Origin of the sequence: Acinetobacter sp. YH12023 (assembly GCF_013420135.1) — a bacterium.
In the GTDB taxonomy this organism is placed as follows: Bacteria; Pseudomonadota; Gammaproteobacteria; order Pseudomonadales; family Moraxellaceae; genus Acinetobacter; species Acinetobacter amyesii.
The window spans coordinates 224,878-244,965 of record NZ_VOYU01000001.1 but is presented as its reverse complement, the minus strand read 5'-3'; the positions used below and the strand labels follow the sequence as shown (position 1 = coordinate 244,965).

The 20,088-nt window shown below is 41.9% G+C and carries 18 protein-coding genes; 9 read left to right on the top strand and 9 right to left on the bottom strand.

All coding sequences use genetic code 11. The features are described from left to right. Window positions 1-87 precede the first annotated feature (87 nt). The 6 genes from lolA to rplU form a co-directional block, all read right to left on the bottom strand. Window positions 88-783 carry an outer membrane lipoprotein chaperone LolA gene (gene lolA, locus FTT92_RS01160; RefSeq protein WP_111885313.1) on the bottom strand — a complete coding sequence of 232 codons (696 nt, stop codon included), beginning with the start codon at window positions 781-783 and terminating at the stop codon, window positions 88-90. A 232-nt stretch (window positions 784-1,015) separates the two neighbouring features. Next, window positions 1,016-1,558, bottom strand: a complete 543-nt coding sequence (locus tag FTT92_RS01155) for a YadA family autotransporter adhesin (RefSeq protein ID WP_373684085.1) — start codon at window positions 1,556-1,558, stop codon at window positions 1,016-1,018. A gap of 10 nt (window positions 1,559-1,568) precedes the next feature. Then, window positions 1,569-2,174 (bottom strand): hypothetical protein, encoded by a 606-nt coding sequence (locus tag FTT92_RS01150; RefSeq protein ID WP_180171222.1) that lies wholly within the window; start codon window positions 2,172-2,174, stop codon window positions 1,569-1,571. Beyond that, the gene (locus FTT92_RS01145; RefSeq protein WP_180171221.1) at window positions 2,093-2,356 is read right to left on the bottom strand and encodes a hypothetical protein; all 264 of its coding nucleotides are present in this window, start codon (window positions 2,354-2,356) and stop codon (window positions 2,093-2,095) included. The genes FTT92_RS01150 and FTT92_RS01145 overlap by 82 nt, the downstream gene beginning before the upstream one ends. A gap of 183 nt (window positions 2,357-2,539) precedes the next feature. Then, entirely contained in the window at window positions 2,540-2,794 is a 255-nt protein-coding gene (gene rpmA / locus FTT92_RS01140) for a 50S ribosomal protein L27 (RefSeq protein ID WP_067764378.1), read from the bottom strand. A gap of 19 nt (window positions 2,795-2,813) precedes the next feature. Next, window positions 2,814-3,125, bottom strand: a complete 312-nt coding sequence (gene rplU / locus FTT92_RS01135) for a 50S ribosomal protein L21 (RefSeq protein WP_078191390.1) — start codon at window positions 3,123-3,125, stop codon at window positions 2,814-2,816. A gap of 459 nt (window positions 3,126-3,584) precedes the next feature. Here rplU and sdsA point away from each other — a divergent pair, with 459 nt between their 5' ends. From sdsA to FTT92_RS01095, 8 genes are all read left to right on the top strand, one after another. After that, window positions 3,585-4,562: an All-trans-nonaprenyl-diphosphate synthase gene (gene sdsA / locus FTT92_RS01130; protein ID WP_078191391.1), complete on the top strand. Its 978-nt coding sequence runs from the start codon at window positions 3,585-3,587 to the stop codon at window positions 4,560-4,562. 31 nt (window positions 4,563-4,593) lie between these two features. Then, a complete protein-coding gene (locus FTT92_RS01125) occupies window positions 4,594-6,645 on the top strand; it encodes a site-specific recombinase (RefSeq protein WP_180171250.1) in 2,052 nt (683 codons plus the stop codon). A gap of 152 nt (window positions 6,646-6,797) precedes the next feature. Beyond that, window positions 6,798-7,394 carry a phosphatase PAP2 family protein gene (locus tag FTT92_RS01120; RefSeq protein WP_180171220.1) on the top strand — a complete coding sequence of 199 codons (597 nt, stop codon included), beginning with the start codon at window positions 6,798-6,800 and terminating at the stop codon, window positions 7,392-7,394. Window positions 7,395-7,436: 42 nt separating this feature from the next. Continuing rightward, window positions 7,437-8,702, top strand: a complete 1,266-nt coding sequence (locus FTT92_RS01115; RefSeq protein WP_180171219.1) for an efflux RND transporter periplasmic adaptor subunit — start codon at window positions 7,437-7,439, stop codon at window positions 8,700-8,702. A gap of 12 nt (window positions 8,703-8,714) precedes the next feature. Further along, complete coding sequence (locus FTT92_RS01110; protein WP_111885287.1) at window positions 8,715-11,894, top strand: efflux RND transporter permease subunit; 3,180 nt, start codon at window positions 8,715-8,717, stop codon at window positions 11,892-11,894. Then, window positions 11,894-13,348, top strand: coding sequence for a multidrug efflux RND transporter AdeIJK outer membrane channel subunit AdeK (gene adeK, locus FTT92_RS01105; protein ID WP_180171249.1), 1,455 nt, complete (start codon window positions 11,894-11,896; stop codon window positions 13,346-13,348). Before FTT92_RS01110 ends, adeK begins: the two co-directional genes overlap by 1 nt. Window positions 13,349-13,498: 150 nt before the next feature. Then, on the top strand, window positions 13,499-13,855 hold the full coding sequence (locus tag FTT92_RS01100) for a YbjQ family protein (RefSeq protein WP_078192212.1): 357 nt from the start codon (window positions 13,499-13,501) through the stop codon (window positions 13,853-13,855). 3 nt (window positions 13,856-13,858) lie between these two features. Then, window positions 13,859-14,302, top strand: a complete 444-nt coding sequence (locus FTT92_RS01095) for a YbjQ family protein (protein ID WP_111885285.1) — start codon at window positions 13,859-13,861, stop codon at window positions 14,300-14,302. A 33-nt stretch (window positions 14,303-14,335) separates the two neighbouring features. On the opposite strand, the gene FTT92_RS01090 is transcribed toward FTT92_RS01095, so the two are convergent. The 3 genes from FTT92_RS01090 to FTT92_RS01080 all read right to left on the bottom strand — a co-directional run bounded on the left by FTT92_RS01090 (window position 14,336) and on the right by FTT92_RS01080 (window position 16,951). Then, the gene (locus tag FTT92_RS01090) at window positions 14,336-15,352 is read right to left on the bottom strand and encodes a hypothetical protein (protein ID WP_180171218.1); all 1,017 of its coding nucleotides are present in this window, start codon (window positions 15,350-15,352) and stop codon (window positions 14,336-14,338) included. Window positions 15,353-15,428: 76 nt separating this feature from the next. Further along, complete coding sequence (locus tag FTT92_RS01085) at window positions 15,429-16,235, bottom strand: SDR family oxidoreductase (RefSeq protein WP_180007565.1); 807 nt, start codon at window positions 16,233-16,235, stop codon at window positions 15,429-15,431. Window positions 16,236-16,279: 44 nt separating this feature from the next. Next, a complete protein-coding gene (locus tag FTT92_RS01080; protein ID WP_180171217.1) occupies window positions 16,280-16,951 on the bottom strand; it encodes a hypothetical protein in 672 nt (223 codons plus the stop codon). 184 nt (window positions 16,952-17,135) lie between these two features. On the opposite strand from FTT92_RS01080, the gene FTT92_RS01075 reads away from it, so the two are divergent. Next, window positions 17,136-20,030, top strand: coding sequence for a valine--tRNA ligase (locus FTT92_RS01075; RefSeq protein ID WP_180171216.1), 2,895 nt, complete (start codon window positions 17,136-17,138; stop codon window positions 20,028-20,030). Window positions 20,031-20,088 lie beyond the last annotated feature (58 nt).

The window sequence follows — 20,088 nt, the reverse complement described above, 5'->3', positions numbered from 1 at the left end:
ACTAAATTTCTCTTATATTCAGCTTGCTGGCTTTACATTTCTCCATAAAAAAAGCAGACGGATGTCTGCTTTTTTCGATTATGAGAATTATTGATCAATAATGTCCGTACCTTTTGGAGGTACAAAATTAAAGGTTGATGCTGGAATAGACGCATTCACCTTCACATTATTGAAACGTACATGGGTTGTTTGACCTAATGAGTCTTGGAGAATCATTAAAGTCGGCGCATTTTTCGCACCAAAACTAATAGTTAAGCTTTGAAACACACCATCATCACTTTTTGGATATAAAGTGTAGTAAGTTTTGGTCTTATTCGGCTGTGTAATACGATAAGACTTCATGATTTGAGCCGTATTACCTGACAATAATAATGCAGGTGTATTCGCAACTTGGTCATCTAAGCTTTGGCGTACCGCTTGTTGTAGGTCTGGGTCATAGATCCAAACTGTTTTACCTGTGGTCGCAATGGTTTGCTTAGATGGGCTGGTTGTTTCCCAATAGAATTTACCCGGGCGCTGAACTTTCATGACCCCAGTAAAAGTTTGGTTCATATGCTGCGCACTTAAACCTTTCTTTTGAGTTGCTTTGGGGTTAGTCACTTTTGTAGTTTGCTGAAAGTTAGCTGTAAAACTTTTAATACCCGATAATTGTTTCACCAAATTGGCAGTTGCCTGCTGCTCCGACGCTGCAACTGGTGCCGCGAATACTGTCGTACTCATAACCGGTGCCAGTGTCGCTGCACCTAATGCCATAGCACAGATGGTTTTACGAAGCATTTTCATAGATTCACCTTTTATATTTGCATCAACGCAATTTGTTAGATGGCTCCATCTTAAACCACTTTCATTGACTAAATTTAGAGAAAATAAGAAGTTTTGTATGGTTATTAATGCAAATTGCTGTTTTTTATTCATCATGATGGAGAAATATAAAATAAAAAGGCACTTGATTTGATTCAAATGCCTTTCAAATAGTTAAACAACGATTTAGCAATTTTAATAATCCAATATTAAGTTACTTCCATTGCCAACCGATCGATGCACCAGCGCCAAAGTCACCTTCAGAGTTCCCTGTTGCAGCCAATTTATACACATATTTATTGCTCTCAGTTACTCCACTAAAACCTACTGCATAGCCTTGTGAACCTTCCCAAGTCCCCATACCTACACTGAACATGTTATATCCAGCATCTGTGGGTTGAGGTAAGGAGGCGATTGCAATACTTGAAGCAACAGCACCGTAAACATTATCTTTAAATTTATTGAAATTATGGTTCAATTCATTCACACGTTGATTGGTATAACTATTGGCTTGATTGAGTACATTTGCCCCATGCTGATCTGTATATGCTTTTGAACTATTTAACACTACTAGATCTGCTTGACGCATTTGTTTCACGTTTACCGCATCGGTGTCTGCCGTACCAGCTGCCACATGGATAATTTGCCGCTCTGCACCAGCCGAGCCAACGGAAACCGTATTATTGCGGTCAGAGCTTGAACCATTGCCAAGTACAACAGCATTATTTGCAGAGGTGTTGATATTGTTACTAACCACATAGGTATTATTACCTGTGACTGTTTGAACCTACTGCACCAGATCCATCACCACTGACTGTATTGTTTACACCGAGGGCAATAGACTGATTACCATCAGCTTTATTACCTGCACCGACTGCAATCGCATCTTGTCCATTCGCAGTTGGTTTAGGTGCTGTATTGGCAACGTTTGATTGTATTTTAATGTACGAATCTATTCCTTTTAAGCTTAACAACCATTCAACTTCAGTACAGACAAATCCATTTTTTATCGCAAGCTCATACGCACTGAAACCATTTTCACCGGTTAGCCCTTGTGCGCCAACTGCACCACGTAGACTTTCTAGCCATTGGTCTTCATTACCTTCATAACCATTGTTCACCGCAACTTGATAAGCACTTGCACCATCTAAACCATTGCTGCCATTCAGACCGTTCAACCCATCCTTACCATCGATACCGTCTCGGCCATTGAGTCCATCTTTCCCGGTTGCACATGTAGCGCCTGTTGCTCCTGTATCGCCTTTTTCACCAGCAGGACCTTGAGGACCTATTAGCCCTTCTGGGCCAGGAATTCCACTATTGCAACGATTACAAGTATGCTCAGGTATAACGAGCCATTTCCACCAGCCCATGCAATTGAACCTAGAGAAAGCAAAATACTCACAGCAAGTAATTTTGGTACAGCTTTAATAGCGATTGAAGTTGTTTCACCAAGTCCTAGTGTCTTTTCAAATTCAATTTGTTGGCTTTTATCAGGACAATTCCTTTTCTGATAGTCAGCACCGATAAAAACTGTATTCAATATTTTATTCATGTCCCTATCCTTTTTTTGTATTTGTACTCCTCTATTACGCTCTTTATTTTTTTGTGATTTAAATCACTATTTATGGTGAATTTATTGATTTGTACATCATTTGTAACAATCTAAAATAATACCTCACATTTTCTTCAGACGAAAAAAAACCCGCAAAAAATGCGGGTTTTTTTCTATTCAAGCTTACGCTTCAACAGATACGTAGCGACGACCGAATTGGCCTTTCACTTCGAATTTTACAACGCCGTCAGCAGTTGCAAATAAAGTATGGTCACGGCCCATACCTACATTTACACCAGCGTGGAATTCAGTACCACGTTGACGAACGATGATGTTACCAGCAGTCACAGATTGACCGCCGTAGATTTTAACACCCAACATTTTTGGGTTCGAGTCACGACCGTTTTTAGTCGAACCACCGGCTTTTTTAGTTGCCATGTCTACTTACTCCTCGTAATTAGCCTGAAATAGCTGTAATTTTCAACTCAGTGAACCATTGACGGTGACCTTGTTGTTTACGATAGTGTTTACGACGACGCATTTTGATGATGCGGATTTTGTCGTGACGACCATGGCTAACTACTTCAGCAGTTACTTTAGCGCCAGCTACTACTGGTGCACCAATTTGAATGCTGTCACCGTTAACAAGCATCAACACGTCATCAAAAGTAACAGTTGAGCCAGTTTCAGCTTTCAATAATTCTACTTTAAGGGTTTCACCCTCAACTACACGGTGTTGTTTACCACCGCTTTGGATTACTGCGTACATTTAAGTACTCCAAACATGCCCGTGTTGTCGTGCCGGTAAAGGGATATACCGATCTTAAAACGATCGTCACTGGGGTTTCGCAAAGGCAAAGATTTTAAGGGATAACCCGAAAAACAACAAGTCATTTCCGTAAAATATTAGATGAGTATGCGTTTATTATATAAACAGTGTCATTAAAACCATTAAAATGAGTGCTCTATTTCACTTACCATGCTTTTGGCAAGGTTTGACATAGATTTTTAGCAACAATTCGCTAATATACACTGGACTGACATCAACAACATGCTGTTCAAACAACATGCTAAAGATAAAAGTCTGTTAAAAAATAAGTACAATACTTCCGCTTGATGAAAAAAATCACTTAAGATTAAGTCAATTGAGTAAGTTCTTATCTGTTATTCATATAACAAATTGCTACACTACGTCTGTAATTCAAAAATTATTGAGGTTTCTCTTCATATGACCATCGACTTTAAGCAAGATATTCTCGCGCCTGTTGCTACTGACTTTGCTGCGATGGACAAATTTATTAATGAAGGGATCACGTCTAAAGTTGCCTTGGTCATGGCAGTCAGTAAACATGTAGTTGAAGCAGGCGGTAAACGCATGCGTCCCATTATGTGCTTACTTGCAGCAAAGGCATGTGGCGCAGAAGATTTAGAAAAACACCGTAAACTTGCAGCAATTATTGAAATGCTACATACCGCAACCTTGGTACATGACGACGTAGTCGATGAATCGGGTTTACGCCGTGGTCGCCCAACCGCAAATGCGACATGGAATAATCAAACTGCCGTACTAGTGGGGGATTTTCTAATTTCACGAGCTTTTGATTTATTGGTGGATCTAGACAGCAAAGTATTACTCAAAGACTTTTCAACGGGTACCTGTGAAATTGCTGAAGGTGAAGTTTTACAACTTCAATCACAGCACCAACCCGAAACTACTGAACAAACCTATTTAGATATTATTCACGGTAAAACTTCGCGTTTATTTGAGCTCGCTACCGAAGGTGCAGCGATTCTGACTGGTACACCAGAGTACCGTGAACCGCTTAGAAAATTTGCGGGACACTTTGGAAATGCCTTTCAAATTATTGACGATATTTTAGATTACACCTCAGATGCTGAAACATTAGGTAAAAATATTGGCGATGATTTGATGGAAGGTAAACCAACTTTACCTTTAATCTCTGCCTTAAAGAATACCACTGGCGAAGAACATGACATTATTCGCCGCAGTATTGCCACAGGTGGTACGGCAGATTTAGAGCGTGTTATTCAGATTGTACAAAGCTCTGGGGCACTTGATTATTGTAGCCAACGAGCGACTGAAGAAACTGAGGCAGCACTAGCCGCTTTAGCAGCGCTACCAGATACTGAATATCGTCAAGCTTTAATCAACCTCGCAAACTTGGCATTACACCGAATTCAATAATTAACAATATTCATCGTAATTCCCCTTGCCTATGCATATAAAACTCAATGATATCTTTTTGACCATGCAGCAACAGCTCGATACCCCTCGGGCTGTGCTGGATGAAAACTTGCTGATCGAATTGGTCAACCGAATTCGACCAGAAGATACAAAAAATACCGACGAAATTAAGAAAAAATTTCAGGCTTTCATCCAAGCTTTACTCATCACGCCAGATGCAGCCTCTACCCTGCAAAGTTTTGTCCTAAAGCTCATTAGCCGATATAAACAAACCAGTTTATATGCGGACACGGGTATTTTGTCTCTCGATGGTTTCTGGGGACAACTGTTCCAACGGCTTGGCGCACATTTTCTTCCTCTGATCAATGACGAAACTCAATTACAAGATTTAGTCCGTCGAGTTTTTTATCGTCATAGCGACAAATATTGGCTGGACAATATTGATGATCAGCAATGGGTGCAGCTATTTCGACTATTTAATCAAGGTCATAGCAATCAGGAAGAAAAAAAGAAAATTCGCCGTGAGTTAATTAAAGCTATTACCGTTTTGTCTTATCGGGTGAGTGGTATTGGCTTATATCCTGAATTTATTAATGCACAGCCTGAACTGACCGAATATGAATCACCTTTTTTGGTGCAAAACCGCGAAATAAACGATTTTATTCAGCAGTATAAAAAGCTCCATCAAAGTGCTGAAGAAATGAGTGCTGTGCTACCGCCAGATGCTTCTCAAGCGTTGGTAATGTTGGAACAATGTCGTGATGTGGTGCTGAAGATTCGGCGTGCGACCAAACGAATTGGTGTAAGTGTCAGCCTGACTTACTTATTGTCGCTTTTAGAACAGTGTTTAGATCGCTTAGAAATCTTACTCAACCTGATTGTTGAAGAAGATGATGTCCGCTATGTGTCTATGGGTAGTTTACTCAGTGATGTGACGTCAGCGATTTATAGCGAGCGCAGTGTGCGCGATTTGCTCGCCACCAATAGTGAATTGGTTGCCCTACAAGTCACCGAAAACGCAAGTAAAACCGGCGAACACTATGTAAGTACGGACAAACAAGGCTTTATGAGCATGTACCGATCTGCGGCAGGTGCCGGTGTGATCATTGCCTGTATGGCAACTTTAAAAGTACTGATGGCCCGTGTCAGCATGGCACCGCTCATGCAAGCCATTTCATATAGTCTGAACTACTCTTTCGGCTTTATGCTGATTCATGTCTTACATTTTACTGTTGCCACTAAACAGCCTGCGATGACAGCTGCCGCCCTTGCCTCGACGGTTCAGCATCGTAAAGGCTCGAAAATGGCGCAGATTGCCGAGCTTGCCGCGCTGATTATTAACATCATTCGAACCCAGTTTATTGCAATCTTAGGCAACATCAGTATTGCGATTCCTGTTGCAGCATTGATCGCATTAAGTTGGGACATGGCTTTACATGAGCCATTAATGAATCATGCAAAAGCAGCTAAAACCTTACACGACCTCAATCCATTTACCTCACTGGCTGTGCCACATGCTGCGATAGCTGGAGTATGTTTGTTTTTATCAGGTTTGCTTGCTGGGTACTTTGACAACATGGCGATCTATCGCAAAGTTGGACCACGGATTCAAGCACATCCAAAGTTAAAACGCATCATGGGTCAAGAGAGACTGGATAAGCTTGCCGCTTACATTGAGCGAAACTTAGGTGCTTTGGCAGGTAACTTCTTATTCGGGATCATGCTGGGCAGTATGGGAACGATTGGATTTATTTTTGGTTTACCTTTAGATATTCGCCATATCGCCTTCGCCTCGGCCAACTTCATTCAAGGCCTCATCAATATTAATGGTTCACCAGACATTGGCTTAATCATTGTGTCATTCTTAGGGGTTATTCTGATCGGTCTGACTAACTTATTCGTCAGTTTCACGTTAACCATTATTGTGGCACTACGGGCACGTCGCGTAAGATTTGAACAATGGAAACCACTGGCTAAACTGGTGATGACTCATTTTCTAACGCGACCAAGTGATTTTTTCTGGCCACCGAAAACCCCACTTGAAGTTGAAGATGGCACACAAGCCAGTAAGAACAATCATTAGCAGATTTGTGTTTTATTTTAGTAAGATGTAAATGAACACAAAAAATAAAATCAGTATGATTTACACATACTTGAAATAAAGTGTACTGATGAGTACACTTTAGTCCATTAATTAACCGAGCTCAAACCGGTTAAAATGACAAGGAATAAAATATGCCACGAACGCTACTGTTTGTTGGTTTTTTTGCATTAATTATCAGTGTGTTGTCGCTTTATTCTAGCTATTTAAATCTATTAGATTTAAATATCGTGGAATGGATGAGTCAGCACCGTATTGCTGTTTTTAATCAAATTGCCATCGGACTTTCGGCGCTAGGCGGCATGCCTTTTGTATTATTTTTCACCACGCTATGGTGTTTACACTTTGCGTGGTATAAAAAATATACAGAGATTGTTTTTATCAGTATAGGGATCTTCGGAAGTATCGGCCTTGCATGGTTGCTTAAATTTACGTTCACCAGACCGCGTCCCCCAGAAATGTACTATCTTGTAGCGTCTTACGGGAGTTCATTCCCAAGTGCACACAGTTGTTATGCTGCATCGCTTGCGTGTCTGATGATCTTGATTTACCGACAACATGCTCAACATCGCTTGATCACCATTTTGGCATTGTTATGGATGCTGTGTATGGGTGTTTCGCGAGTATATGTTGGGGTTCATTTTCCGACAGATGTCTTATCCGGTTGGAGCATAAGTTTTATTTGGATCGCGCTACTTTATTTGAGTTACATCAAAATCAGTAAAGCGTAAACAAATGAATAATTTAGATAAATATCTAATTGAGGTGGAACAATGATGTCTGCAAAGCTTTGGGCTCCCGCCCTGACTGCTTGCGCATTGGCAACAAGTATTGCACTTGTTGGTTGTAGCAAAGATCCTAAAAATGCACAGCAAGCTGCTGCTGCACAGCAAATGCCACCAACTGAAGTCGGTGTCATTGTTGCCCAACCGCAAAGCGTTGAACAATCTGTTGAACTTTCAGGCCGTACATCTGCCTATGAAATTTCAGAAGTACGTCCACAAACCAGTGGTGTAGTACTGAAACGTTTATTTGCAGAAGGTAGCTATGTTCGCGAAGGACAAGCCTTGTACGAGATCGACTCGCGTACAAACCGTGCTTCAGCTGACAGTGCTCGTGCTGCTTTAAGACGTCAACAAGCAAATTTAGGCGTGTTACGTGTTAAAGAAGGTCGCTACCGTCAGCTTGTGGGATCAAATGCGATTTCTAAACAAGAATATGACGATATTGTTGCGCAAGTAAAACTGGCTGAAGCAGACGTTGCTGCATCTCAGGCAGAACTTAAAAATGCAGAAATTAACTTAGGTTACTCAACTGTACGTGCGCCAATTTCAGGTCAAACCAACCGTTCTACAGTCACAGCGGGTGCATTAGTTACTGCATCTCAGGCTGATCCATTAGTCACAATTCAACGTCTTGATCCAATGTACGTTGACATTAACCAATCAAGTGCTGAACTTCTTCGCTTACGTCAACAATTAAGCCAAGGCAACTTAGACAGCAGTAATAACACCAAAGTGAAATTACGTCTTGAAGATGGTAGCGAATACCCAATTGAAGGTCGTCTTGCATTTTCTGATGCAAGTGTGAACCCCGATACAGGTACGGTTACACTTCGCGCTGTGTTCTCTAACCCGAACCATTTATTGCTTCCGGGTATGTTTGCCAATGCTCGCATCGTTCAAGGTGTGATTCCAAACGCTTACCTGATTCCACAAGCTGCTATTACACGTACTCCTACAGGTCAAGCAATGGCAATGATTGTTAATGCAAAAGGTGCTGTTGAATCTCGTCCTGTAACCACTGTTGGTACACAAGGTTCGAATTGGATCGTGACTCAAGGCTTGAATACTGGCGATAAAGTTATTGTTGACGGTATTGCGAAAGTTAAGCCAGAACAACAAGTTGTAGCCAAACCGTATCAACCTCAGGCTGCTGCACCTCAAGGTGCGCAACAACCTGCTGCAGCAAAGCCAAACGCTAAAGCCGCAGAACAAGCAGCGCCTAAAACTGAACAAAAAGCTACTTCAAACGCATAGGGAGTAGACTGAATGGCTCAATTCTTTATTCATCGCCCCATTTTTGCGTGGGTGATTGCATTGGTGATTATGTTGGCGGGTGTACTCACGCTATCTAATATGCCAATTGCACAGTATCCGACCATTGCGCCGCCAACGGTTTCAATCTCTGCGACTTACCCTGGTGCGTCTGCAGAAACAGTTGAAAACACCGTAACCCAAATCATTGAACAACAAATGAATGGTTTGGATGGCTTACGTTATATTTCGTCAAACAGTGCGGGTAACGGTCAAGCATCTATTACATTGAACTTTGAACAAGGGATCGATCCAGATATCGCCCAAGTTCAAGTCCAAAACAAACTCCAGTCTGCGACAGCGCTATTACCTGAAGATGTACAGCGTCAAGGTGTAAAAGTCACCAAATCTGGCGCAAGCTTCCTACAAGTTGTAGCATTCCACTCACCGTCGGGTAAGTTGACTGCGGACGACATTAAGGACTATGTAAACTCGAATATTTCTGAACCTCTCAGCCGTGTGGCAGGTGTAGGTGAAGTCCAAGTATTCGGTGGTTCTTATGCGATGCGTATTTGGCTAGATCCAGCCAAAATGGCAAACCTGAAAGTTACACCGAGTGATGTGGCTGCGGCTATCCGTACACAGAATGCTCAGGTTGCTGTTGGTCAGTTAGGTGGTGCGCCTGCAACTGAAGGTCAAGTACTGAACGCGACAGTTACAGCACAAAGTTTGTTGCAAACACCAGAGCAGTTTAAAAACATTTTCCTGCGTAACAGTAGTGATGGTGCTCAGGTACGTTTAGGTGATGTTGCACGTGTTGAATTAGGTGCTGACAACTATCAGTTCGACTCTAAGTTCAACAACAAACCTGCTGGTGGTGTAGCGATCAAACTAGCAACTGGTGCAAACGCATTAGATACAGCCGAAGCTGTTGAAGCACGTTTAAAAGAACTACGTCCAAACTACCCTGAAGGTTTAGAAGACACGCTTGCATTTGATACGACTCCATTCATTAAGTTATCGATTGAAAGTGTTGTACATACCCTTGTAGAAGCCGTGATTCTCGTATTCTTTGTGATGTTCTTGTTCTTACAGAACTGGCGCGCAACGATTATTCCGACATTGGCTGTACCTGTAGTGGTATTGGGTACTTTTGCTGTCATTAACATGTTTGGTTTCTCGATCAACACACTCACCATGTTCGCGATGGTACTGGCGATTGGTCTCCTCGTGGATGATGCTATTGTTGTCGTAGAGAACGTTGAACGTGTCATGGTTGAAGATCATCTTGACCCAGTGACTGCAACTGAAATCTCAATGAAACAGATCTCGGGTGCCCTTATCGGTATTACCTCTGTGTTAACCGCTGTATTCGTGCCGATGGCATTCTTCGGTGGTACGACAGGTGTAATTTATCGTCAGTTCTCAATCACGCTGGTAACAGCAATGATTCTGTCATTGATTGTGGCATTGACCTTTACCCCTGCCCTATGTGCGACCATGTTGAAACAACATGATCCAAACAAACCAGAAAGCAACAATATCTTTGCCCGTTTCTTCCGTTGGTTTAACAGCTCTTTTGATAAGGTTGCGCATAAATACCAAGGCGGCGTGAACTTCATGACGCACCACAAGATTTTCTCTGGTGTGATTTATGCAGTTGTAATCGGGTTATTAGTGCTTTTATTCCAAAAGTTACCTTCATCATTCTTACCTGAAGAAGACCAAGGTGTTGTAATGACACTGGTACAGTTACCACCGAATGCCTCACTTGAGCGTACGGATAAAACTGTCACTGCAATGACCGATTACTTCCTGAAAAACGAAGAAAAATATGTCGATTCTGTATTCAGTGTTGCCGGTTTCTCGTTCACAGGTGTAGGTCAAAACGCAGGTCTTGCATTCATCAAGTTAAAAGATTGGGAAGACCGTACATCACCTGAATCTCAAGTGGGTGCGATTATTCAACGTGGTATGGCATTGAACATGATCGTGAAGGATGCTTCATACATCATGCCAATCCAATTACCAGCAATGCCTGAATTGGGTGTAACTGCCGGCTTCAACTTGCAGTTAAAAGCTTCTGCAGGTCAAACCCATCAACAACTTATCGATGCCCGTAATATGGTGCTCGGTATGGCTGCTCAAGATAAACGCCTCATGGGTGTTCGTCCTAACGGTCAAGAAGATACGCCACAGTACAAAATCACGATTGACCAAGCTCAAGCCGGTGCAATGGGTGTGAGTATTTCTGAGATTAACACCACAATGGGTATGGCATGGGGTGGTTCTTACATCAATGACTTCGTTGACCGTGGTCGTGTGAAGAAAGTCTATGTACAAGGTGAAGCTGCGGCACGTATGATGCCTGAAGATCTGAGCCAGTGGTATGTCCGTAACAACCAAGGCACAATGGTTCCATTCTCGACCTTCGCTACTGGTGAATGGACTTATGGTTCACCACGTCTTGAACGTTATAACGGTATCGCATCTGTGAACATTCAAGGTTCACCGGGTGTAGGTGTAAGTTCGGGCGACGCGATGAAAGCGATGGAAGAAATTGTACAAAAACTTCCTTCGATGGGCGTTCAAGGCTTTGACTATGAATGGACTGGTTTATCTCTAGAAGAACGTGAGTCTGGCGCACAAGCACCATTCCTATACGCACTTTCATTGTTAATCGTCTTCCTATGTCTTGCTGCCTTGTATGAAAGCTGGTCTATTCCGTTCTCAGTATTACTGGTTGTACCATTAGGTGTATTGGGTGCGTTATTACTAACTTTCCTTGGAATGGTGTTCTTCAAAAATCCAAACTTGGCGAATAACATTTACTTCCAGGTGGCTATTATTGCCGTCATTGGTTTGTCCGCGAAGAATGCGATCTTGATCGTAGAATTCGCCAAAGAACTTCAAGAAAAAGGTGAAGATCTGTTTGACGCAACATTGCATGCCGCTAAAATGCGTCTACGTCCAATTATCATGACCACTTTAGCCTTTGGTTTTGGTGTACTTCCGCTTGCGCTTTCTTCGGGTGCAGGTGCAGGTAGCCAGCACTCCGTAGGTTATGGTGTATTGGGTGGCGTAATCAGTTCTACCCTACTTGGTATCTTCTTTATTCCTGTGTTCTATGTATGGATCCGAAGTATCTTTAAGTACAAACCAAAACAACAAAATAATCAGGAGCATTTATCGTGATGCAAAATGTATGGTCTATTGCAGGTCGTAGCATTGCGGTTTCTTCACTTGCGCTTGCTTTGGCTGCCTGCCAAAGCATGCGTGGTCCAGAGCCGGTTGTTCAGACCAATATCCCCGAAAGCTACACAGCAAGTGCTTCAGGTACTTCTGTTGCTGAACAAGGATATAAAGATTTCTTTGCTGACCAACGTCTGGTACAAGTTCTTGACTTAGCTTTAGCCAATAACCGTGACCTACGTACGGCTGCTTTAAATATTGAACGTGCACAGCAACAGTATCAAATCACTGCCAATGGTCAATTACCAACCATTGGTGCAAGTGGTAATGTACTTCGTCAAGACACGTTGAATACACAAAAGCCTATCACCTCTTATAATGTCGGTTTAGGTGTCACTGCCTATGAACTTGATTTTTGGGGTCGTGTACGTAGCTTAAAAGACAATGCTTTAGACAGTTACCTTGCAACTGCAAGTGCCCGTGATGCAACACAAATTGCGTTGATCGGTCAAGTGGCTCAAGCATGGTTAAACTACGCGTATGCCAATTCGAACTTGAAGCTTGCGGATCAAACCTTAAAAGCTCAGCTTGAATCTTACAACCTCAACAAAAAGCGTTTTGATGTCGGTATTGACAGTGAAGTTCCTGTTCGTCAGGCTCAAATTTCTGTAGAAACTGCACGTAATGATGTTGCGAACTACAAGACTCAAATTGCTCAAGCGCAAAACTTATTGAACCTTTTAGTGGGTCAACAAGTGCCTGCGAACTTGCTGCCGAACCAACGTGTCAATCGTATTACTTCGACCAATACCATTGGTTCAGGTATTCCAAGTGATTTGTTGAACAACCGTCCAGATGTACGTGCAGCTGAATACAAACTGTCTGCCGCTGGTGCGAACATTGGTGCAGCTAAAGCACGTCTGTTCCCTACGATTAGCCTGACAGGTTCTGCGGGTTATGCTTCAACGGACTTAGGTGATCTATTTAAATCAGGCAACTTTGTATGGTCTGCTGGCCCTAGTCTAGATATTCCAATCTTCGACTGGGGTACACGTCAGGCCAATATTAAAGTTTCTGAAACTGACCAGAAAATTGCATTGTCTGATTATGAAAAATCAGTTCAGTCTGCTTTCCGTGAAGTGAATGATGCGCTTGCAGTTCGTCAAAACATCGGTGACCGTATTGCAGCACAGCGCCGTTTAGTTGATGCAACCAATACAACTTACAAACTATCAAATGCTCGCTTCCGTGCTGGTATTGATAGCTACCTAACTGTGCTGGATGCGCAGCGTGCATCTTATGCAGCTGAGCAAGGTTTGTTGTTGCTTGAACAAGCAAATCTCAACAACCAAGTTGAATTGTATAAAACACTTGGTGGTGGTATCAAAGCCAACACTTCTGATGCTGTGCAATACCAACCTTCTACTGCTGAGCGTAAAGCTGCATCAAAACAATAATTTGAGTTAGCCTAGCCCGTAATATTTGAAAAGCTCACTTCGGTGGGCTTTTTCATTTTTAGATCGGAGCTACAAAATAAAAATGAAGATATTGCTTTTTGCTAAAGAGTTTCCTATCTTCAATTCACCTTTTTATATTGATAACTAAAAATGCTTTTAAGTAATCTTGAATCTGTTCCGGGTCATACCATTACACAACAACTTGATGTCGTTTATGGCAGTACTGTCCGCAGTAAACATGTTGGTCGTGACTTTATGGCTGGCCTAAAAAATATCGTGGGTGGTGAACTCAAAGGTTATACAGAACTACTCGAAGAATCTCGTCAAGAAGCCATGAGCCGTATGATTGATAAAGCACGTGCCTTAGGCGCGAATGCGGTCGTCGGCATCCGTTTTTCAACCTCAAATATTGCTCAAGGCGCCTCTGAATTATTTGTGTATGGCACGGCTGTTCGCGTAGAAGCCAACTCAGCAAAACTCCCAGACCCATTTCCAACTCAGGACTAAGTCATGGATGCCTTTATTTTTAAAGTCCTGATCTTTGTGGTGCTCTTTTGTATTGGTTGGGGCTTCGGTCGCCATATCGAACAAAAACATCTCAAAGAACTCGAAGCTCAAGAAAAGCGATTGGCACATATTCGCATAGACAACAACCGCTTTAAAACTACTGAACATTTCGGACAACTTATTTCGAGTAATGTAGTGATTTCACATGATTATTTTAAATATGTGATTGCCAATATTCAGAACTTCTTTGGCGGACGTTTAACCAGTTATGAAAGCATCGTCGATCGGGCACGTCGTGAAGCCGTGGTGCGTTTAAAGCAAGAAGCTGAAAAAATGGGCGCAACGCAAATTATGGGTCTGCGTTTAAGCACCACTGAGCTGGGTATGCAAGGCGGCATGGTCGAAGTCTTTGCGTATGGGACTGCAATTCAAAAGAGAGACATCTGATCTCTCTACTTCTCCCCAATTCATTTTTACTATTTAATTTACTTTACACAATGTGTTTTCAAACTCTTCATAACTCACATTTTCATTGCGACAAACTTTAAAGCAAACCTCATTAAATTTTTTTTCATCAATATTTGGATCATGATAACTAAATGTAACATCTCCAGCATAAGCACGTGCCAGATCTTGCACCACAATGTCAGCTTTACATCCATATAAAGTTGGACATGCCTCTAATGTTCCTTCGTAATACTCTTTACACTGAGTCGGTTCGACATCCACCTTATTGGGTTTTTGCATCGACACATTTAAACCATTTTCATTCATTAGAAGAAAATATTGAAGTTTTCTAAATGGTTTTAAGTCAATCTCGAGTCCCGAATGATTGATACGAGCCAATTGATCTTTGTAAGAATTATGATCATCTGAGATTAACTCTGCATTACCAGCTTTGTCGATTTTGATAAAGCTATAGTTGACAGGCATATATGCGCCACTCCCCTTATGTGCAATCACTTCGATCAAATGATCTTTCGCAATAAATGCGCCCGTAAATACAGTCGATTCAACACTGGTCAGCAACTTACCTTTCACTAAAACACAATATCCAAAACATTGATCTTTGAATCTAGCCTGATCGCCTTTAAAATCATCAACAGCATGAAATTCAGCTCGCCATTTAAAATCACCAATTTTATTCGAGCTATAAGGTAATTTATCAACATCTGAATCTTGAGGATTTTGACTGTAATACTCAGACTTCAATAATCCTTTTTCATCAAACAGTGCTTCGATCGGTAACCACCCCTCATTTGGTCCTCGCATAACAACTTCTGCACTCGCCGCTTCAACTTTAGGTTCAATCTCAACAGATTCAATAACTGGTTCTGATACAGTTCCTATTTCTTTTTCAGGCTTTTCGAGCGTTGACTTCTGCTCAATTTTTTGAGTTTTCTGTTTAAAATAAAAATATGCCACTGTACCGATTGCACCAATGATTGCGCACAAAATGATGGCTATTCCCCATTTGTTAAAATTATTCTTTTTCATTTCTTATAATCTCGTTACTCATTAAAAAAAAGTCACTGTTAAGAGTGACTTTTAAACTATTTAAACTTGATAAAATTTACTTCACTTTGGTTTTACGAATCATTTTATATAACGTTGTCGGTGATAATCGAGATACCCAAACACCGAGCTTTTCTTTAGAACCACCCACCACGATGTATTCTTCCCCACGTTGCAAAGATTGCACCACCGTTTCGGCAAACTCATTGGCTTCTAGACCATTTTCAATGGCTTCATCCTGATGCCCTTGTGGCTTGCCGGCACCATTGAGTGCATTAAATGAAACATTGGTTTTGACAAATCCGGGGAATATCACCGATACGCCCACCCCTTGATCCGCAACTTCCGCACGTAGACTGTTCGCCCACATATGAATGGCAGCTTTTGCAGCAGAATAGGTCGCGCGGTATTGTGTCCCTAATAAGCCTGCAACACTTGAAACAAAAGCAATTCGACCAGACTTTTGCGCTAAAAAAGTCGGTAAAACGGTTTTAGTCAAAAATACTTGAGAAAAATAATCTACTTCCATGATGGCTCGTTCAGTCTGCATGGTCGTATCCGTGATCAATGCACGCTGACTCAATCCCGCATTATTGATTAGCCAGTCAATTCGACCTTTATGCGCAAGGACTTGTTCATAAGCATGTCGAACTTGTTCTTCATTGGTAATGTCTGCACACACTGAAAGATGCTGATCTGGATGTAATAATGAAACACGGACTTTTTCCAACTCTTCAAAACGACGTGCGGTCAAAATGACCTGCGCCCCTTGCAAAGCACATTCTTTTGCTAAAGCTTCACCCAAACCTGACGATGCCCCAGTAATCCACACCACTTTTCCATTCAAATCATCACGTTTTGCCATTTTGACATCCTTTTAAATAACTAATTTATTCATTTATATGTATTTTATGCTTTATATAGTACAGGCTCATTGCTCAAAAACACCATAAAATGGTCAAAGTACTGACTCATCGATTGTGCATCATAAATTTTGCCGAGTTTATCAAAACGTTTATAACCGAGTTGCGTGGTGAGATTGATGACACCGGTTAAAGTTTTATCCACCACCATGTTAAATTTCAGCATTTTTTTCGGTTCTCGCACCAAATGCGTCACCCCGGCATCGACCACTTGTGTGAATGCTTTCAACGCGAGCGGCACATATTGATTCTGCCCTTCTTTCATTTGATTGACATAGGCAAGCAAGTCGGTGGCTAAAGAGGCATCGATCGGATAATGCATATAATGCTGACCATCTTCGCTGTAAAAACGTCCATATAAATAATTTACCATCGGTACAAGGCGGTCATTGCTGAAAAAAGACACCGACCACGGCATATATTTACGGGTCGTTTCACGTATTTGCTGAATAATTTTTTCGGATTCATTGTCTCCAGACTTATTCATGCGCGCCATTTGGCCAAAAACTTGATCTAAAATTTCACATGCAATATCCGCTAAATTATCCCCTAAGGCTTTGGACTGACTTTCTGTTTCACCTGCATTGAGTTTTTGATGAATCGTCTCAAAACGTTGATATGTCGTAGGTTGAATCTTTAAAGAAATAGAATAAGTCATTTGATATTGCTCCTTTTATCTTAGTTTTGGGATCAATGGATACTTCTTATCTTAGGTCCTATCATACGGACTCTTTTATTTACTGCCAAATCCTAAAAGTTAACATTCGCCCAACATCCCTAATTCACCATTTTTTTTGCTACAATAGATCTAATTTTTTATCCACTTTTGATCTGTTTAGACTATGACTGATTCAGCGCAAAATATTGCTACGACCTACGATCCGACCGAGATCGAAAAAAAATGGTACAAGACTTGGGAAGAGAGAGGCTACTTCAAGCCATCTCAAAAAGGTGATTCATTCTGTATTATGATTCCGCCACCAAACGTCACTGGTAGCTTGCACATGGGTCATGGTTTCAACAATGCCATTATGGATGCGTTGACTCGTTATAACCGTATGTCTGGCAAAAACACCCTTTGGCAGCCAGGTACCGACCATGCAGGTATCGCAACGCAAATGGTTGTTGAACGTCAATTGGGTGCTGAAGGCATCAGCCGTCACGACCTTGGCCGTGAAAAGTTCATTGAAAAAGTGTGGGAATGGAAAGAACAATCTGGCGGGAACATTACCCGTCAAATTCGTCGTCTAGGCTCATCTGTAGACTGGTCACGTGAACGCTTCACCATGGACGAAGGTCTTTCTAACGCGGTTAAAGAAGTATTTGTTAAGCTACATGAAGAAGGCTTAATTTACCGTGGTAAACGCCTAGTCAACTGGGACCCTAAACTACAAACTGCCCTTTCTGACTTAGAAGTTGAGTCTGATAAAGAAGAAGCAGGTTCACTGTGGCACTTCAAATATTTCTTTGAAGATAAGTCACTTCGTACTCACGACGGTAAAGATCACATCGTAGTTGCAACCACTCGTCCTGAAACATTGCTTGGCGATACAGCTGTTGCGGTTGCGCTTGATGATGAACGCTATGCAGCGCTTGTTGGTAAAAACATTATCTTGCCAATTACAGGCCGTGCTGTTCCTATCGTAAAAGACGAATATGTAGACAAAGAATTTGGTACAGGCTGTGTAAAAATCACCCCTGCACACGACTTCAATGACTATGAAGTGGGCAAACGCTGTGAACTTCCGATCATCAACATCTTCAACAAAAATGCTGAAGTGTTGGCTGAGTTTGAATACATCGCAAAAGCGGGCGAGCAAATTTCTAAAACCATTCCTGCACCTGCGGATTACATTGGTTTAGAACGTTTTGAAGCACGTAAAAAATTGGTTGCTCAAGCGGAAGCTGAAGGCTGGTTAGACCAAATTCAACCATATACCTTGAAGCCACCTCGCGGTGACCGTTCAGGTGTGATCGTTGAACCATTACTGACTGACCAATGGTACGTAAAAATTGCACCACTTGCTGAGCCTGCAATTAAAGCGGTTAAAGATGGCGACATCAAATTTGTACCTGAGCAATACAGCAACATGTACATGGCGTGGATGAACAACATTCAAGATTGGTGTATTTCGCGTCAATTGTGGTGGGGTCACCGTATTCCTGCTTGGTACGATGCTGAAGGTAACGTATTTGTAGGTCGTGATGAAGCTGAAGTTCGTGCGAAAAACGGCATTGCACCTGAAGTTGAATTGAAACAAGACGAAGACGTGCTTGATACATGGTTCTCTTCTGGTCTTTGGACGTTCTCAACTTTAGGTTGGACTGGTGACGCGGCGAAAGATAAAGAAAACTATTTCTTAAATACTTTCCACCCGACTGATGTACTAGTAACAGGTTTCGACATCATCTTCTTCTGGGTTGCCCGCATGATCATGATGACCATGCACTTCATGAAAAATGAAGATGGCACACCGCAAGTTCCGTTCAAAACAGTGTACGTTCACGGTTTGGTACGTGATGGCGAAGGTCAGAAAATGTCTAAATCTAAGGGTAACGTGCTTGACCCATTAGACTTGATTGACGGTGTTGATCTTGAAACTTTAGTACAAAAACGTACTACAGGACTCATGAACCCGAAACAAGCGGCGAAGATTGAAAAATCAACCCGTAAAGAATTCCCTGAAGGCATTCAATCTTACGGTACAGATGCGGTTCGTTTCACTTTCTGTGCGCTTGCGAACACTGGCCGTGACATCAAGTTCGATATGAAGCGTGTTGAAGGTTACCGTAACTTTGCCAACAAAATCTGGAACGCTACCCGTTTCGTGATGATGAACTGCGAAGAGCAAGTGATTGGTCAAGACGTTCGTCAAGACCTTTGGGAATTGCCTGAACAGTGGATCGTCAGCCGTCTACAAAAAGCGGAACAAGCGGTGCAAACAGCATTCGCGACTTACCGTTTAGACTTGGCTGCACAAGCAATTTACGAGTTCATTTGGAATGAATACTGTGACTGGTATGTTGAATTAACTAAGCCTGTTCTCAATGACGAAAACGTATCGGTTGAGCGTAAAGCTGAAGTACGTCGTGTTCTTCTTGCTGTAATGGAAGCGTCTTTACGTTTGGCTCACCCATTGATGCCTTACCTAACAGAAGAAATCTGGCAAACGCTTGCGCCGAAACTCAACATCGTTGGCGAAACAATCATGTTGGCTCAGTACCCTGTTGCTGAGCAAGCACTCATTAACGACCAAGCTGAAGCTGATATGCAATGGCTTCAAGGTTTAATTGGTGCTGTACGAAACATCCGTGGTGAGATGGGTCTAGGTAATGCTCGCTTGTTGCCTGTTCTTCTTCAAAATACCACTGATGCTGAAAAAGCACAAATAGCACGTATTGAACCGTTGTTTAAAGCATTGGCAAAAGTTGAAAGCATTACTTTCCTTGCAGATGCTGAACAACCACCATTGTCTTCTTCATCTGTCGTAGGTCACGTATCTGTATTTGTTCCAATGAAGGGCTTAATTGATCCTAAAGCGGAATTGGGTCGTCTACAAAAAGACTTAGACAAGGTTCAAAAACAGCATGACCAAATTGCGACTAAACTTTCTAACGAAGGTTTTGTGGCGAAAGCGCCTGCTGCTGTAGTTGAAGGCGAGAAAGTAAAACTTGCTGAGTTTGCTGACCAGTTAGCGAAAATTAAAGCGAATATGGAGCAGATTGCGGCGCTTTAATGTGTTGTTAATTTAACCAAATTCGTAGTATAAAGGGCTGATTATTCAGCCCTTTATT

Coding starts and splice junctions, on each gene's coding strand:
- lolA (WP_111885313.1), bottom strand. CDS start 783: ATGAAAATGCTTCGTAAAACCATCTGTGCTATGGCATTAGGTGCAGCG.
- FTT92_RS01150 (WP_180171222.1), bottom strand. CDS start 2,174: ATGGGCTGGTGGAAATGGCTCGTTATACCTGAGCATACTTGTAATCGT.
- FTT92_RS01145 (WP_180171221.1), bottom strand. CDS start 2,356: ATGAATAAAATATTGAATACAGTTTTTATCGGTGCTGACTATCAGAAA.
- rpmA (WP_067764378.1), bottom strand. CDS start 2,794: ATGGCAACTAAAAAAGCCGGTGGTTCGACTAAAAACGGTCGTGACTCG.
- rplU (WP_078191390.1), bottom strand. CDS start 3,125: ATGTACGCAGTAATCCAAAGCGGTGGTAAACAACACCGTGTAGTTGAG.
- sdsA (WP_078191391.1), top strand. CDS start 3,585: ATGACCATCGACTTTAAGCAAGATATTCTCGCGCCTGTTGCTACTGAC.
- FTT92_RS01125 (WP_180171250.1), top strand. CDS start 4,594: ATGCATATAAAACTCAATGATATCTTTTTGACCATGCAGCAACAGCTC.
- FTT92_RS01120 (WP_180171220.1), top strand. CDS start 6,798: ATGCCACGAACGCTACTGTTTGTTGGTTTTTTTGCATTAATTATCAGT.
- FTT92_RS01115 (WP_180171219.1), top strand. CDS start 7,437: ATGATGTCTGCAAAGCTTTGGGCTCCCGCCCTGACTGCTTGCGCATTG.
- FTT92_RS01110 (WP_111885287.1), top strand. CDS start 8,715: ATGGCTCAATTCTTTATTCATCGCCCCATTTTTGCGTGGGTGATTGCA.
- adeK (WP_180171249.1), top strand. CDS start 11,894: ATGCAAAATGTATGGTCTATTGCAGGTCGTAGCATTGCGGTTTCTTCA.
- FTT92_RS01100 (WP_078192212.1), top strand. CDS start 13,499: ATGCTTTTAAGTAATCTTGAATCTGTTCCGGGTCATACCATTACACAA.
- FTT92_RS01095 (WP_111885285.1), top strand. CDS start 13,859: ATGGATGCCTTTATTTTTAAAGTCCTGATCTTTGTGGTGCTCTTTTGT.
- FTT92_RS01090 (WP_180171218.1), bottom strand. CDS start 15,352: ATGAAAAAGAATAATTTTAACAAATGGGGAATAGCCATCATTTTGTGC.
- FTT92_RS01085 (WP_180007565.1), bottom strand. CDS start 16,235: ATGGCAAAACGTGATGATTTGAATGGAAAAGTGGTGTGGATTACTGGG.
- FTT92_RS01080 (WP_180171217.1), bottom strand. CDS start 16,951: ATGACTTATTCTATTTCTTTAAAGATTCAACCTACGACATATCAACGT.
- FTT92_RS01075 (WP_180171216.1), top strand. CDS start 17,136: ATGACTGATTCAGCGCAAAATATTGCTACGACCTACGATCCGACCGAG.